Source organism: Blastopirellula sp. J2-11, assembly GCF_024584705.1.
Lineage (GTDB): Bacteria > Planctomycetota > Planctomycetia > Pirellulales > Pirellulaceae > Blastopirellula.
The window spans coordinates 6,383,533-6,398,794 of the sequence record NZ_CP097384.1; the positions used below are offsets into that span (position 1 = coordinate 6,383,533).

The window sequence follows — 15,262 nt, forward strand, 5'->3', positions numbered from 1 at the left end:
ATCCCTGTGCCTGGTTTCGCAAAATGACTGCGTGATTCAGGACTGTTGAGATTTTTGACGCCGGCGATTCGGCTTCGACCCGTTGTCACTATACAGGCGTCCCCTAGAATAGAGAGTTTCGCTGAACTTTCGCCCGAATCGACGCATGGATGGGCCCTTATGCCGGTAACCGATATCGAGATCAAAGGCGCACGCGAGCATAATCTTCGCGACGTCTCTCTCGTTCTTCCCCGGAACAAGCTGATCTGCCTGACCGGCGTCAGCGGCAGCGGCAAAAGCTCGCTGGCGTTTGACACCGTTTACGCCGAAGGTCAGCGCCGATACGTCGAGAGCCTCTCCAGCTATGCTCGCCAGTTCATGGGGCAAATGCCCAAGCCCGAGGTTGACTACATCGGCGGGCTCACGCCGTCGATCTCGATTTCGCAAAAGACGACCGGCAATAATCCGCGCAGCACCGTCGGCACCATCACCGAGATCAACGATTTTCTCCGTATCCTGTTCGCTCGGATCGGTAAAGGACATTGCAACGAGTGCGGCAAGGCGCTGACCGCCCAAACCCGCGAACAAATTCTCGAGCACATCCTCGCGATGGAGGCCGACTCGCAGATCATCATCCTCGCGCCGCTGATCCGCGGCCAAAAAGGAGAGCACCGGGACCTGTTTATCGATCTGCTGAAGCAGGGTTTCGTGCGGGCCCGGGTCGACGGCAGGATTACGAATCTGACCGATGACCTGATGCTCGATCGGCAGTTGCGGCACAACGTCGAGTTGGTGGTCGATCGGCTGACGATCACGCCAAGCGTCCGGGGCCGTTTAGCGGAAGCGGTCGAGCTGGCGATGAAAATGGGGGACGGCAGCCTAATCATCGCTCCTCGTGTAGAGGAAGATGAAGAAGCGGAAGCTCCGGAAACTCCCGCCAAAAAAACCCGCTCGCGGAAGAAGCAGAAAAAGAACGAAGTCGCCGGCGACATGATGTTCTCGGTCGACTATGCCTGCGTCGATTGCGGCGTTTCGTTCGATCCCCCCACGCCGCAGTTATTCAGCTTTAACAGTCCGCATGGGATGTGTCCTGTTTGCGACGGACTGGGGCAGATCTACACGTTCGATCCCGAGCTGCTCGTCCCCGACGTGACCCTCACCTTCAAAAAAGGGGCGATCGAAATTCTGGGCAAGTGGACCGATCTGGGCCGCTGGAAGCGCCATATCTACAAAGGAGTCGCCGAAACGATGGAGCGCAAGCTCAATCTCGACGCCGGCGCGTTTCTCGATACTCCTTGGCGCGACATGGACGAAAACGTCAAACAGATCCTGCTGCATGGCGCCGGCGAGCAACATATCACCTTTACGTGGCGCGCCGGGTCGGCGCCGCAAAAGTATGGCGGAACCTATGACGGCATCGTGCCGGAGATGCTCGAGAAATACCGCAACAGCAACTCCAAGCCGCAAATTCGCCAGCTCGAAAAATATATGTCGACCGTCGGCTGCCCCGAATGCGGCGGCCAGCGACTGAACGCCCAAGCGCGGTTCGTCAAATTGGGCACCACCAGCAAGGCCTTTACGGACAAACCGGTTCTTTCTCTGCCGGAAGTGTCGGAACTGGCGATTCAAGACGCGACCGAGTTCTTCGCACATCTTGATCTCGACGCAATGTCGCAAAAGATCGGCGCCGAAGCGATCAAAGAAGTCCGTGGGCGGCTCGGCTTTCTCGAGAATGTCGGTCTCGAATATCTGACGCTCAGCCGCACCGCGCCCACTCTCTCTGGCGGCGAGTCGCAGCGCATTCGCTTGGCCGGGCAAATCGGCTGCGGCCTGGTCGGCGTCACCTACATCCTGGATGAACCCTCGATCGGCCTCCATCCCCGCGACAACGACCGCTTGTTGGCGACTCTCAATGACCTGCGCGACCTGGGCAACACGGTGTTGGTGGTTGAGCATGACGAAGACACGATGCGCGTCGCCGACCATGTGATCGACTTTGGTCCCGGCGCCGGCGTCCGCGGCGGATTTATCGTCGCCCAAGGTTTGGCCGAAGAGATCGCCGCCAATCCGGAGAGCGTCACCGGTCGGTTTTTGGCCGGTACCGAAAAGATCGACGTGCCAGAAACGCGGCGGCATATCGGTGAGAAAAAACTGACCATTGTCGGCGCCGCTGAAAACAACCTGAAGAACGTCAACGTCGAGATTCCGCTCGGCGGCTTTGTCTGCGTGACCGGCGTCAGCGGCAGCGGCAAAAGCAGCGTCGTCAACGATATCTTGGTCGAAGCGCTGCGCCGCGATCTGAATCATGGTCTCGGCGAACCGGGAGCCCATGAGCGGATCGACGGGCTCGAGCACCTCGACAAGATGATCGCGATCGACCAATCGCCGATCGGGCGAACGCCGCGCAGCAACCCGGCGACCTATATCAAGGTCTTCGACGACATCCGCAACCTGTTTGCGCAGCTTCCCGAGTCGCGGCGCCGCGGCTACAAGCCGGGACGCTTTAGCTTTAACGTCGACGGCGGGCGCTGTTCGGCCTGCGAAGGGAACGGCGCCAACAAGCTGGAAATGGACTTTCTGGCCGACATCTGGGTCACCTGTCCGGTCTGCGAAGGGCATCGCTTCAACCGCGAAACGCTGGAAGTCCGCTTCAAAGAAGCGTCGATTTCCGACGTGCTCGAAATGGACGTTCAGGAAGCGCTGAAGCTGTTCGAAAACGTCCCGACGATCGCTCACAAACTGCAAACGCTGCACGATGTCGGTCTCGACTACATCAAGCTGGGTCAACCTTCGCCCACGCTCTCTGGCGGTGAAGCGCAGCGCATTAAGCTGGCCAAAGAACTGGTCAAGCGCAGCACCGGACGCACGCTGTACTTGCTGGACGAACCGACGACCGGCCTGCACTTTGCTGACGTCAAGATGCTCTTGAAAGTGCTGCACGCCTTCGCCGAGCAAGGGAACACCGTGCTAGTAGTCGAGCACAATCTTGACGTGATCAAGACCGCCGACTGGCTGATTGATATGGGACCCGAAGGGGGCTCGACCGGCGGAAATGTGGTCGCCTGCGGAACGCCGGAAACGGTCGCGGAAGTCGCCGAGTCGCACACAGGTCAAGCGCTGAAGGCGGTTTTGGCCGGCAAACAAAGCCGTGCCGTAACCGAGATCAAGCGAGCCGCCAAAGCGGCCCAGAATAAGCGCGATCAAAAAGCGGCCAAGGTGATCGATGTCCGCGGCGCCAAGATGCACAACCTGAAAGACGTCGACGCCCAAATCGACCGCGAGAAGATGACCGTCTTTTGCGGACCGAGCGGCAGCGGCAAGAGTTCGCTGGCGATGGACACGATCTATGCCGAAGGACAACGCCGCTATGTCGAAAGCTTGAGCGCCTACGCGCGGCAGTTTGTCGGCCAGATGCAAAAGCCGCGAGTCGATCATATCGAAGGGCTCTCGCCGGCGATCGCGATCGAGCAAAAGAACTTGGGCAACTCGCCGCGGTCGACCGTCGGCACGGTAACCGAGATTTACGACTACCTGCGCGTCATGATGCCGCGGCTCGGTACGCCATATTGCCCCGATTGCGAAATCCCAATCAGCACGCAGACCTCGTCGATGATCACCGACAAGATCTTGACCGAGCCCACCGAAACCAAGCTGTTTTTGATGGCGCCGATCACGCTGGAAGTCGGTCAGCAATACGCCGAACTGTGGGAAGACCTGAAAACGACCGGCTATCAGCGCATCCGCGTCGACGGTGTTGTTCATACGCTCGACAAACCGCCGAAGGTCGATCGCCGCCGGCATCATGATGTGGAAGTGATCGTCGACCGGATTTCGGTCAAAGAAGAATCGCGTACCCGCATCGCCGACAGCGTTGAAAATGGGCTCAGTCTTGGCGCCGGTTTCTTGCATGTCGCTTATGTCGACGAAAAAATGCCCGAGCATCGCTGGCGCGTGAAACGTCACAGCCAAAAGCTGTCATGCGGCAATTGCGATCGGAGCTTCGATCAACTTTCGCCCCACAACTTTTCGTTCAACAGCCAACTGGGTTGGTGCCCTGACTGCGAAGGGCTCGGCACGCAAACCGGCGCCGATCCGACGGCGCTGCTGAGCGATCCCAAGTTGACGCTTCGCGAAGGAGCGCTGAAACTGTGGCCCGGCGTGCAGCACGATATCTCGCTGCTGATGCTCGAAGCGCTTTCGGCCGGCGCCGGGGTTCCGCTCGACACGCCGTTCGAGCGGCTCAGCAGTCGCCATCGGCGCGTGCTGCTGCACGGTACCGCCGACCAATGGTTTGACGTCCACTCCGGCGAAGATCAGGCCCAGCGACCGATTTTCCGCTTTCAGTTCAAAGGTTTGTACCCGGCGCTTGAAGAAGCGTCGCGTCTGTCGCAAGCCTTCCGCATGCAGTTGGAAAGCCTGGTCGCTGAAGTCGAATGCACCACTTGCTGCGGCAGTCGACTGCGTGACGATACGTCGGCGGTTCGCTTCCGCGATCAAACGGTGCTCGACATCTGCAGCATGCCGATGGGCCTGTTGCTGGAATTCATTCAAGGTTGGAAGCTGAAAAAGCGAGAAACGAGAATCGCGGGCGAAATCGTCCGCGAACTCGAAAATCGCGTGCAGTTTCTCTGCGACGTGGGGCTCGAATACCTCACGCTGCGGCGCACCGCGCCAACTCTCTCGGCCGGCGAAGCGCAACGTATTCGTCTCGCCAGTCAGCTCGGCAGCGGCCTGTGCGGCGTTCTTTATGTGTTAGACGAACCGACGATCGGGCTGCATCCTCGCGACAATCGGCGGTTGCTCGCTGCGCTCCATCGCCTGCGCGATCTGGGTAACACGTTGATTGTGGTCGAGCATGATCACGAAGTGATCGAAGGGAGCGACAAGTTGCTCGACTTCGGCCCTCAGGCAGGCGTTAACGGCGGCACGATTGTCGCCTCGGGAACTCCCAAGCAGGTCGGTAAGAACAAGGACTCGGTCACTGGTCCCTATGTCAGCGGCAAGAAGGCGATCTCGATTCCGTCGAATCGGCGGATGCCTTCGATCCGCAAGCTGGCGGCTCAAGGCGAGCCGTTCGATTTCACCTCTCCCAGCGGCGATTGGCTCGAGGTGGTCGGCGCACGACACAACAACTTGCGCAACATCAACGTTCGTTTACCGCTCGGCGCGCTAGTCGCGATCGCCGGTCCCAGCGGCAGCGGCAAAAGCAGTTTGATGCAAGAGGTAATTTACAACTCGCTGGCCCGCACGTTGCATCGCGCTTCGACCACGCCTGGCGCGCATGACGCGATTCGCGGCATCGAAGCGATTAACAAAGTGATCCGGGTCGATCAGCAGCCGCTGGGCAACTCGCCCAGTTCCAACGCGGCGACCTACACCGGCGTCTTTGACGTCATCCGCGATCTCTTTTCGCAACTTCCCGAAGCGAAGCTTCGCGGCTATACGCCGCGTCGATTTAGCTTTAACGTCGAAGGGGGACGTTGCGACACTTGCGAAGGGATGGGGCAAAAATGTATCGAAATGCACTTCTTGCCAGACGTCTGGGTCACCTGCGAAACATGCGACGGTCATCGCTACAACGAAGAAACCCTTTCGGTCCGCTATCACGGCCAATCGATCGCCGACGTCCTGGAAATGCCGATCGGTCAGGCCGTCACCCTGTTTGAGAACATCCCCAAGATTCGCCGCATTTTGCAGACTCTATGCGATGTAGGTCTCGACTACGTGACGCTCGGCCAACCCGCTCCAACGCTCTCTGGCGGTGAAGCCCAGCGCGTCAAACTAGCGGCCGAACTGGCGCGTCCTGATACCGGCAAGACCCTCTATCTGCTTGACGAACCGACGACCGGTCTGCACTTTGAAGACCTTCGCAAATTGCTCGACGTCTTCCATCGCTTGGTCGATCTGGGCAACACGGTCGTGGTGATCGAACATAACCTGGATGTCATGAAGCAGGCCGACTGGATCCTGGAGATCGGTCCGGAAGCAGGCGCCGAAGGAGGTCAACTCGTCACCGCTGGTACTCCCGAAGATGTGGTCGACTACAGCAACGCGTTCGACAAAGGAGAAGAGCCGTATCGCTCGCACACCGGCGAAGCGCTGAAGCCCTATTTGGCCGCCGGACCGTACGAAGAACGAGGCTCGTTCGATCCTTCGAAAGCCGAAGACGAGCGCGAAGGGGATATGGACATCGCCGACGTCGGTCGCGCCACCAAGATGCCGTGGGAGATGGACGGCCGCCGCTGGCACACCAAAGATCGGGTCGGTCGCACCGGCGAAGCTTGCAACTGGGACGGCAAAATCCTCTCGGCGGTCGTCGATCGAATTGTCGACATCGGTGAGTTCAGCGATATCAATTGGAACTCGCGCACCATCGTCGAGATCTCGGGGCTCAAAAAGAGCGACGGCTGGTTCTTTCACGCGATCACCGGCGAAACCTGGCTCCTCAAGATGAAGTTCCGCGTCCATAAAGGAACATTCGACCGCATGGAGCTGCCGAGTCGCCTGGCTTTGCCGACGCTGAACGAACTGGAAGATCTGCCGATCTACAGCAATGAGCCTCGCGTCAAAGTGAAAAACCTCCGCGGGCCGTTCCAGGAGATCGAGATTCGCGCTCATACGCATGAAGAAGTGAACCGCCCTGAATTTTGGGAGTTTCTCGAACAAGCGGTCGCTGGTTTCGACAAATACCTGAGCTTGCTCACGCAAAACGTCGAAGATCACATGCCCTGGAAAAAGCTGGGCGAGAAATGGCATCTGTCACGCAAAGGATTTCCGCCGGGCAAAAACGCCCAATGGGACGCCAACGTGCTGGAAGATCTGCTGTCGCTGCTGATGGAGACGGCCGACGACTCCGAGATCCTCTGGAACAACCAGATGATCGTCAACGTCATGGCGGCCGGAGTCAGCGGCTCGTGGGCCAGCGTCACTAGCAAACGCCCGGAAGACGTCCGCCTGACGATTCGCGTTCCCCGCGGCGCCGTCGCCTTGGGACGGATCGCCGGACTGGGGCAAGAGCCCGACATCGACGCCAAGCCGGACGGTGACGTGGTGAAGATCCACTTCCGCACGACGGAAGATCTCGAGAAAGGAGATCTCTCCGAGTTCCTGCAAGAAACGCTGCAGGCCATCGCCAACGCTAACGGGCAGAAGAAGCTGTTCTAAGAAGAAAAACGGGAAAGCCGAAAGCGGATTAGAGATTGGCCGCTGGAGGCTTTGATCCCAGCGACCAATTCTCTGCCAATCCAGACCGATTTCCCTCGGCTCGCCCACCAGGCGATGGCCACAACCTTCTTGCTCCGCTTTGCGGTGCTGCTAGCAGCACCGCAACATCCCTTGCATCCAACCAGCCGCGGCAAGTATAAGTCGCCCCCTACGTTCCGCTGCGGCGGAAGGTCTCGTTTCGTTGAGGGAGCTGACGACATGTTGCGAACCACACTGCTGCTGGCGACCGCCTGCTTGATCGCCGCAGGCGGATGCACGACGACTCCGCTGATGTTCGGCAAGTCGCTCGCCAAAGAATTGGTCGAGGAGAACCTATCGATCGTCCAGCGTCGCGTCAGCGAAGAGATCCCCGGCGACACGCCGCAAGAGACCGCGCTCGCGGCGCTGAAACGGATGGGCTACGACTGCAAGATCGAGCACGCCGAGAAGTTCGTCTACCACAAACCGCTGGCCGACGGTTCGCTGGTCCCGGTCGAACTCTACAAGCGCGACTTCATCCAGTGCAGTTACACGCAAAAACATTATTGGGCTGAGGAAGATACGACCACCTTCGCCATCCTGCTAGAAAACGGCCGAGTCGAACGAATTCTGATCAACTGGGAAGCCGATGTTGCGGATATCGCCCAGGTCGATGTGAGCGTGAAGACGCGTTAAATCTGCGGTGGGCGGGACGAACCTCTCTTTTGGCGCCCGAATTGCGATGCTTGTCTTCTATCTGCAGACCACGGGCAGCGTGCGCCTGTTCAGCATCCTTACCCCAGGAGTGAACTGCGATGAATCTCGAAAACAAAGTTGCCTGGATCACTGGCGCCGCCTCTGGCATTGGCCGTGCGACTGCGCTGTTGTTTGCTCGACAGGGCGCCAAGGTCGCTTTGCTCGATTTGGACGAAGCGGGACTGACCACGCTCGCGGACGAGATCACGTCGCTCGGGGGGCAACCTTTGCCGCAAGTGGTTAACCTTCGCAATCCCGAACAAATGGAAAGCGCCGCGGCCGAGATCATCGCCCAGTGGGAACAACTTGACATTGTCATCGCCAACGGCGGCGTCAATGGAACCTGGGCGCCGATCGAAGATCTCTCGCTCGACGAATGGAACGCAACGCAAGAGATCAACCTCCGCGGCGCGTTCCTGACGCTCAAGTATGCGATTCCGCATTTAAAAAAACAGGGGGGAAGCGTCGTGATCACTTCCAGCGTCAACGGGACGCGCATCTTCAGCAACGCCGGCGCGACCGCCTATTCGTGCAGCAAAGCGGCGCAAGTGGCGCTGGCGAAAATGGCCGCGTTGGAATTGGCCGAACAGCGAATCCGCGTCAATGTCATCTGTCCAGGCGCGATCGAAACCGAGATCAATGACTCGACGCTTAAGCGCGATCTCGATGACATTCGCGAACCGGTCGAATTTCCCGAAGGAAAAATTCCGTTAACCGACGGCATGCCGGGAACCGCGCTGCAGGTGGCCGACCTGATGCTGTTTCTCGCTTCCGACTCGGCGAGTCATATCACCGGCACCGAAATTTGGATCGATGGCGCTCAGTCGCTGTTGCAAGGGTAAGCAAGAAAGTGAGGAAGAAAAGGGGGTCAGGTCCGAATTTCGCGGCGAAATTCGGACCTGACCCCCTTTTCTTTACCGCGCGGCGAAAAAACAAGACGAGTCGACGACTCGGGGGAAGAGTCGCCGGCTCGCCTTGCAGTGAGAGCGTTACTCCGTCTACGGAAGGCTCTCGCTCGGCAATCAACCGATCGCCTTATTTTCCCATCTTCGCCGCCTGGTTAACGGTCAGCGCGATTTGCGTCAGTTTGTCATCGGCCGCTTCTTCCTCTTCGATGTTCTGCTTCAATAATTGCAGGCCATCCACATAATTCAAGAGCTCGGCCCAAGTGCAAAGCGTTCCGTAGGTCGCAATCTCGTAGTGCTCTACTTTTTGGGCCGCCGCGATCAATAGCGCGTCCATCACTTCGTCGTCCGCTTGCAGGCGCATGATGCCGGCGCCTTCTTTGATCAAACCGGCCATCGCTTCGCAAGTTTTGGACTTCGGCGATTTCCCCATGGAGCGAAAGACTTCTTCGACCCGCGTGATATGCGTTTCGGTCTCTTGCAAATGACTTTCAAAAGCTTGCTTCAATGCGTGATCGGAAGCCTTGTCCGCCATTTTCGGCAACGCTTTGGCCATTTGCATCTCCGCGCTAAGCACATCTTGCAATTCTTCCCAAAAAGCGTCGGCAAGCGTATGCGTGGCCATCTAAATGACCTCCTTCAAAAGTCGATTATGGATTGCAGTTCCGTTCTACTTCGAGGAAATTGCAAACGACATGCCGAACAAAAACAGCCGCTTTTGCAGCAATTCCAGGGGAAAACCTGATCGTCTTATGACCACGCCGGTCGTCTCCCCATCGCGCTGGGGGCTACGAAGAGAAGAAGCGCTCCGCCCAGGCTTGCGCCGCTTCCGCAATTTGCGTCTCGTCAAAGGCCGCGAAGCCGAGAATCAGGCCTGGCGTTTTTTTGCCGACGGCCGAATATTGATCGACGGCGTGATATTCGACGCCGGCCTCCTCGGCCGCGCGTTGCAAGCGGCGATTTTGTCGCGCATCGCTGGTTTGCACGACGACATGCAAACCAGCTTCGTGACGCTCGTAACCAATCGCCGACCCGAACGCCGCATCCAAGGCGGCGAACATCGCCTGTTGCCGTGCTGCGTAGAGCTTGCGCATCCGGCGAAGATGCCGGGCAAAATGTCCTTCTTCAATAAAGTCCGTCAGCGTCGCTTGCTCGAAGACCGGCGAATGACGATCGGCCAGCCAACGCGAGGTGGCGAACGAGCGGACGAGCGGCTCTGGGACGACCAGATAGCCAAGTCGCAGACCGGGAAAGAGCACTTTGCTGAAGGTCCCTAGATAAATGACCGAACCATGCGGATCGTGCGCCGCGAGCGCTTGTTGCGGCCGACCGGCGAAACGAAATTCGCCCACATAGTCATCTTCAACGATCCATGCTTCGTTGCGCTCGGCCCAGTCCAGCAATTGCAACCGGCGGGGCAAACTCATCGTCATGCCGCCGGGCCACTGCACGCTCGGCGTGACATAAGCTAGTCGCGCGGCGGGGCAAAGTTGCTCGCCGGCGACGACATCGATCCCTTGCTCGTCGACAGGAATCGGCACGCCAACAGCCCCGTGCGCAGTAAACGCGTGCCAGGTCGGACTGTACCCTGGTTCTTCAAGCCAAAACGAATCGCCGGGATCAAGCAATAGTCGAGCGATTAGCTCTAGTCCTTGTTGAGCGCCGCTGGTGACGACGATTTGTTCGGCCGAACAAGCCACCCCCCGCGAAGCGCCCAGATAAGCGGCGATGGCGCTGCGCAGCGGAGCATATCCGGCCGGATCGACGCCCATGAAGGTGAGTCGCGGCAATCGGCGCAGCCGCCGATCGGCCAGCCGCTGCCAGATGTCGCGGGGGAAATGATCGATCGCCGGCGTATGCGGACGAAATGGTTGCGGCGGCGTAATGATCCGTGGAGCCCAGTCGGCGAACCGCTGGATGCTCTCGGCGCGTTGGGCCAAGCGGCGTCGCGAAGTTCGTGAGGCCGCTTGTTTGGCGCCTGGGGAAGGAGCCGTTTTCTCTGGCAGTTGCTGAGAGACGCGCGTGCCAGAGCCGATCTCCGCTTCCAAAAAGCCTTCGGCCAGCAATTGCTCGTAAGCGGCGGCGACGGTATTGCGCGCGATCTGCAACTGACGACAGAGTCCGCGCGTCGAAGGGAGCTTCTCGCCGGGCCGCAATCGCCCAGCGCGGATCGCGTCACGCAGTTGTGACTCCAGCTGGCGATGCAGCGGCTGGGTCACGCTACGGTCGATCTCAAGCGTATCAAACTGAAAGCGTTGCGAACGGCGCTGGACCATGCCAAAGTGGCTCCATGAATTAACAGGCAAGTGGATCTTCTTTAGATCCAAACGAATCGTACCATGTGGGAAGTAGCAACGCATTACTTCCACTTTTAGGGAGCCGAGAAATGTCGGAACGATTGGACTATTTCGCTTTGTCGCCGGAACCATTTCGTCACCTCATGGCGATCGAGAAGCATCTGCATAAGTCCACGCTGGGGCATGTGTTAATGGAATTGGTGAAGCTGCGGGTCTCGCAGATCAACGGTTGTGCTTATTGCTTAAACATGCACTCGACGTTGCTGCGTAAAGCAGGCGAACCAGCGCATCGGATTGATCTGGTCGCCGCCTGGCGCGAAGCGCCTTGCTATAGCGATCGCGAGCGCGCCGCGTTGGCCTGGGCCGAAGCGGTCACACTGCTGCCGCAGCATCAAGTTACAGACGAGCTGTATGACGCATTGGCGGCTCAGTTTGACGAGACCGAGATCGTTGATCTGACCGCGGCAATCGCCAATATCAACGCCTGGAACCGATTCGCCGTGCCTTTCAAAAAGACGCCGGAGATTGAAGCGGCGATGTCGGCGTAATTTTTTACTCGCAACCACCCACTTAGGCGGAGAGTTGATGAAACGTTTAATCATGATCGCCGCAGCACTGCTCACATGCACCGCGGCCTGGCGGATCACCGCGCACGATACGGCGCACGGGCCTAATGTCAAACCAGTGATGGTGCAGGATATCGTCGAAAAAGTAGACGGCGTCGTCACCCGAGCGACGATGGCCGAAGTCACCTGGCAAGGAGGCGATTTCTCCGAACCCCATCGGCATCCCGGCCCAACCTTCGTTTATGTGCTGGAAGGAGAGATCGAGACCCAAGTCGACGACGGTCCAATCTTACGTCTCAAAGCAGGCGATACGTTATACGAACCGTCCAAGGCCTTGCATCGAGTCACGCGGAACGTCCATCCTGACAAACCGGCGAAGATCTTGGCGCTGCATCTGCACCCTGTCGATGCGAAGGAGTTGGTGATCCCGGAGCCGATCCAACCCTAACTCGGCCCACAGCATAGGTTTTCATGTTGTGTGATTCCTCCGTTTGTCCCGGTTTGCAGCCCAACTCTTTTTGTTTCTAACATCTCAATCGACACCAAAAATCAGGTTGGACCGGATCGGACAAGGTTGGACCAGACCGAGCAAGGTTGGATCGGATCGGACAAGGTTGGATCGGATCGGACAAGGTTGGATCGGATCGAGCAAGGTTGGATCGGATCGAGCAAGGTTGGATCGGATCGAGCAAGGTTGGATCGGATCGAGCAAGGTTGGATCGGATCGAGCAAGGTTGGATCGGATCGAGCAAGGTTGGATCGGATCGAGCAAGGTTGGATCGGATCGAGCAAGGTTGGATCGGATCGGACAAGGTTGGATCGGATCGGACAAGGTTGGATCGGATCGGACAAGGTTGGATCGGACCGAGCAAGGTTGGACCGGATCGGACAAGGTTGGACCGGACCGCTGAAGATTTTTTGGCCATCAAATTATCCAGTTCTGCTTGAGTGTTAACTTGGGGGCTTTTGCCTTGCGAACAGGATCGTGCGGCAAAGTAGGAACGTCGGATCGCCAATGAACAAAGCACCTCGAATCCTCTGGCTCGTCAACCAATTCGAACGACGTACCAACGGGATTTGAGGGTTTGGACCTCCATCTGTAATCGATCCGAATTGCGTGCGCTATGTCAATCGACAATCATTCGAGGCGATTCCTGCAGTGGCCAAAGATCCCAGCGATCCCCTCTTTCCGTTCTTCCTCCGAGGCCTTGCCGGGTTCCATTCTTCGATTACGAGAAAAGATCGCAACTTCCCAAGATTTACAAGTTCGTGCGCTGGACCATCGGGACGCGGGAATGCGTGTTGACATCAGCCGTGCGGCTGATTTTGGGGGAGAAGCTGGGCCCGCTTCGCTATTTCAACACGCCCAGCAGGTTGCTGTAATCGTCTGTCCAAAGACGATCGACCGCCAGTTGCGCAGGGGCGCTCGTCGTTGCGCGTCGGACGACTTCGTCGGCGAGCAGCGTCTGATTGTTGGTCGCGATCACCCAATGGGCGCCGGTCTTTTGCTGGGCGACGTCGGGATCGGCGACGAAGTAGAGCGTTTGCAGATCGCACTCTTGGGCTAAACCCTCGACAACCGGTCGCAGGTCGACATGGATGTTGCTGATATGGACCGCGATGACGCCATCTTGGGCGAGACGCTGTCGATAAATGTCGAACGCTTCCCGCGTCAGCAGATGGGTCGGGATCGCATCGCCGCTGAAAGCGTCGAGCACCAACAGATCAAACCGTTCGTCGGTTTCGGCTTCGAGCGAAAGTCGCCCGTCGCCGAGCACGATCTCGATCTCCGCAGGCGAGTCTTTCAGATAGGTGAAGTAATCATGGGCCAGTTCAACGACGTCTGGATTGATCTCGTACATGCGAAAGGTGTCGCCTGGCTTGCCGTAGGCGGCGAGCGTTCCGGCGCCGAGACCAACCACTCCCACACGCAGCGGTTTTTGCTGCGATGACAATTGACGGAGCACGATTCCGACGCCTGTTTCGGGCGCGTAGTACGAAGTTGGTTCGGTGCGGCGCTGCGGTTCGAGAAACTGGAAGCCATGCACGATGCGGCCGTGGAACATCATGCGGCGACGCTGACCGGCGGCTAGTTGATCATTGACATGCAATACGCCGTAGAAGTTGCGGCGCGATACTAAGTAGTCGCCGCTGAAATTGCGGAGTTCGCCGTAGACCACGACTAACAGCAAGGGAATCGCCCAGGCCAGCCGCTTGGGCAAGGGGGCTGCGACTTGGCTGGTTCCTGGATTGGCGGCGAATGTTTTTCCGGCGGCCGAAATCAAAACGCCGCCGGCGATTAAAAAACTGCCGAGGATAAAAATCGGCGCTTCAAAATAGTCAGTCAAAGCGAGCGGACAGACGAGCGAGACCAAGACGCCTCCGATGGCGCCGCCGGCGGAGATGGTCAGATAGAACTCGGTCAGATGCGCCGGTCGCGGCTTTAAGCGGACCAGTTCGCCATGACACGCGAAGCAAGCAAAAAACAACGAAGCAAAGTAGACGCCGATCGCGGGGATCAAGCCCAATGATCCGCTCATCCAGTCGACCAGCGCAACGCCGGCGAGCGACGCCAGCGCAAACCAGGCGACCGTTTCGCGGCGATACCAACCTTCGTTATCGAAGGCCAAGATGAACGTCAGCAGGTACAGACTGAGCGGAGCGACCCACAACAGCGGAACGACCGCCATGTCTTGGCAAACATGATTGGTGACCGCCAGCAAACCGAAACTGGCCCAAGCCGGCAACAGCAGCCATTTGGTGCGCGTGCGCCACGAAATCGCAGGCGCAGCGCCATTCGTTTTGACTGCAGTCTCTGTCAGTTCTGGCGGCGTCTCGGGCGCCGCGCGAAGTTGCCAAACGACGATCGTCAGCAGCGCGGCGAACAGGCCAAACCCGATCGACCATTGCGAGGCTTGCGTCGAGACGGCGAAGTTCGGCTCGATCACAAACGGGTAGCTGAGCAGCGCCAACAGCGAGCCGACGTTGGAAAGTGCGTAAAGTCGATAGGGAGAAGCGCCCGGGAAGCGGCGGCCAAACCAGGCCTGGAGCAAAGGTCCGTTCGCGGCAAGCAGAAAATAGGGGAACCCAATTGTCGCTGCTAACAGCGCCAGAATCCGCAGCGCCGGAGCATCTTCCGGCGACGGCTTCCAACTAACGTCGGCCAACACGGGCGCAAGCGCCGCAGCGGCGATGACCAACAACCAATGAACCGCGCCTTGCCAGCGGAGCGGCAAGTAGCGCGAGAGGAGGTGTGCATAGAGATAGCCGAGAAACAGCACGACCTGGAAAAAGAGCATCGCGGTCGTCCAGACCGCTGGACTGCCGCCAAACCAGGGGAGGATCGCTTTGCTAACGATCGGCTGAATCTGAAACAACAACAGCGCACTGGCGAAAACAGCCGCAGCAAAACAGCATCTCAGGAGTGCAGGCAGGCGTTGCATGTATCGACATTTACTTATGTGTGGCGAAATGGCATCGTGCAAAGATAGCTCACAGGTCGAAATGGAACGCCACAAAGAGTTGAAATGCGCTTTCGAGAGGGGAGCAATTCAACTCTAGCTCCACAGGTGGGGGT

Annotated in this window: 8 protein-coding genes; 5 read left to right on the forward strand and 3 right to left on the reverse strand. The window is 58.4% G+C overall.

All coding sequences use genetic code 11. The annotated features are described in order from the left end of the window. Positions 1–159: 159 nt before the first annotated feature. From uvrA to M4951_RS25375, 3 genes are all read left to right on the forward strand, one after another. Entirely contained in the window at positions 160–7,143 is a 6,984-nt protein-coding gene (uvrA, locus tag M4951_RS25365) for an excinuclease ABC subunit UvrA (protein WP_262024390.1), read from the forward strand. 258 nt (positions 7,144–7,401) lie between these two features. Further along, positions 7,402–7,857, forward strand: a complete 456-nt coding sequence (locus M4951_RS25370) for a hypothetical protein (protein WP_262024391.1) — start codon at positions 7,402–7,404, stop codon at positions 7,855–7,857. 119 nt (positions 7,858–7,976) lie between these two features. Then, positions 7,977–8,759, forward strand: a complete 783-nt coding sequence (locus M4951_RS25375; protein ID WP_262024392.1) for an SDR family oxidoreductase — start codon at positions 7,977–7,979, stop codon at positions 8,757–8,759. Between the two features lie 193 nt (positions 8,760–8,952). Here M4951_RS25375 and M4951_RS25380 read toward each other — a convergent pair whose 3' ends face one another. Next, positions 8,953–9,447: a ferritin-like domain-containing protein gene (locus M4951_RS25380; RefSeq protein ID WP_262024393.1), complete on the reverse strand. Its 495-nt coding sequence runs from the start codon at positions 9,445–9,447 to the stop codon at positions 8,953–8,955. Positions 9,448–9,610: 163 nt separating this feature from the next. Continuing rightward, a complete protein-coding gene (locus M4951_RS25385) occupies positions 9,611–11,182 on the reverse strand; it encodes a PLP-dependent aminotransferase family protein (RefSeq protein WP_262024394.1) in 1,572 nt (523 codons plus the stop codon). A gap of 26 nt (positions 11,183–11,208) precedes the next feature. Here M4951_RS25385 and M4951_RS25390 point away from each other — a divergent pair, with 26 nt between their 5' ends. Then, positions 11,209–11,667: a carboxymuconolactone decarboxylase family protein gene (locus M4951_RS25390; protein ID WP_262024395.1), complete on the forward strand. Its 459-nt coding sequence runs from the start codon at positions 11,209–11,211 to the stop codon at positions 11,665–11,667. A gap of 37 nt (positions 11,668–11,704) precedes the next feature. Further along, complete coding sequence (locus M4951_RS25395; protein WP_262024396.1) at positions 11,705–12,133, forward strand: cupin domain-containing protein; 429 nt, start codon at positions 11,705–11,707, stop codon at positions 12,131–12,133. 904 nt (positions 12,134–13,037) lie between these two features. Here M4951_RS25395 and M4951_RS25400 read toward each other — a convergent pair. Further along, positions 13,038–15,128, reverse strand: coding sequence for a spermidine synthase (locus tag M4951_RS25400; RefSeq protein WP_262024397.1), 2,091 nt, complete (start codon positions 15,126–15,128; stop codon positions 13,038–13,040). Positions 15,129–15,262 lie beyond the last annotated feature (134 nt).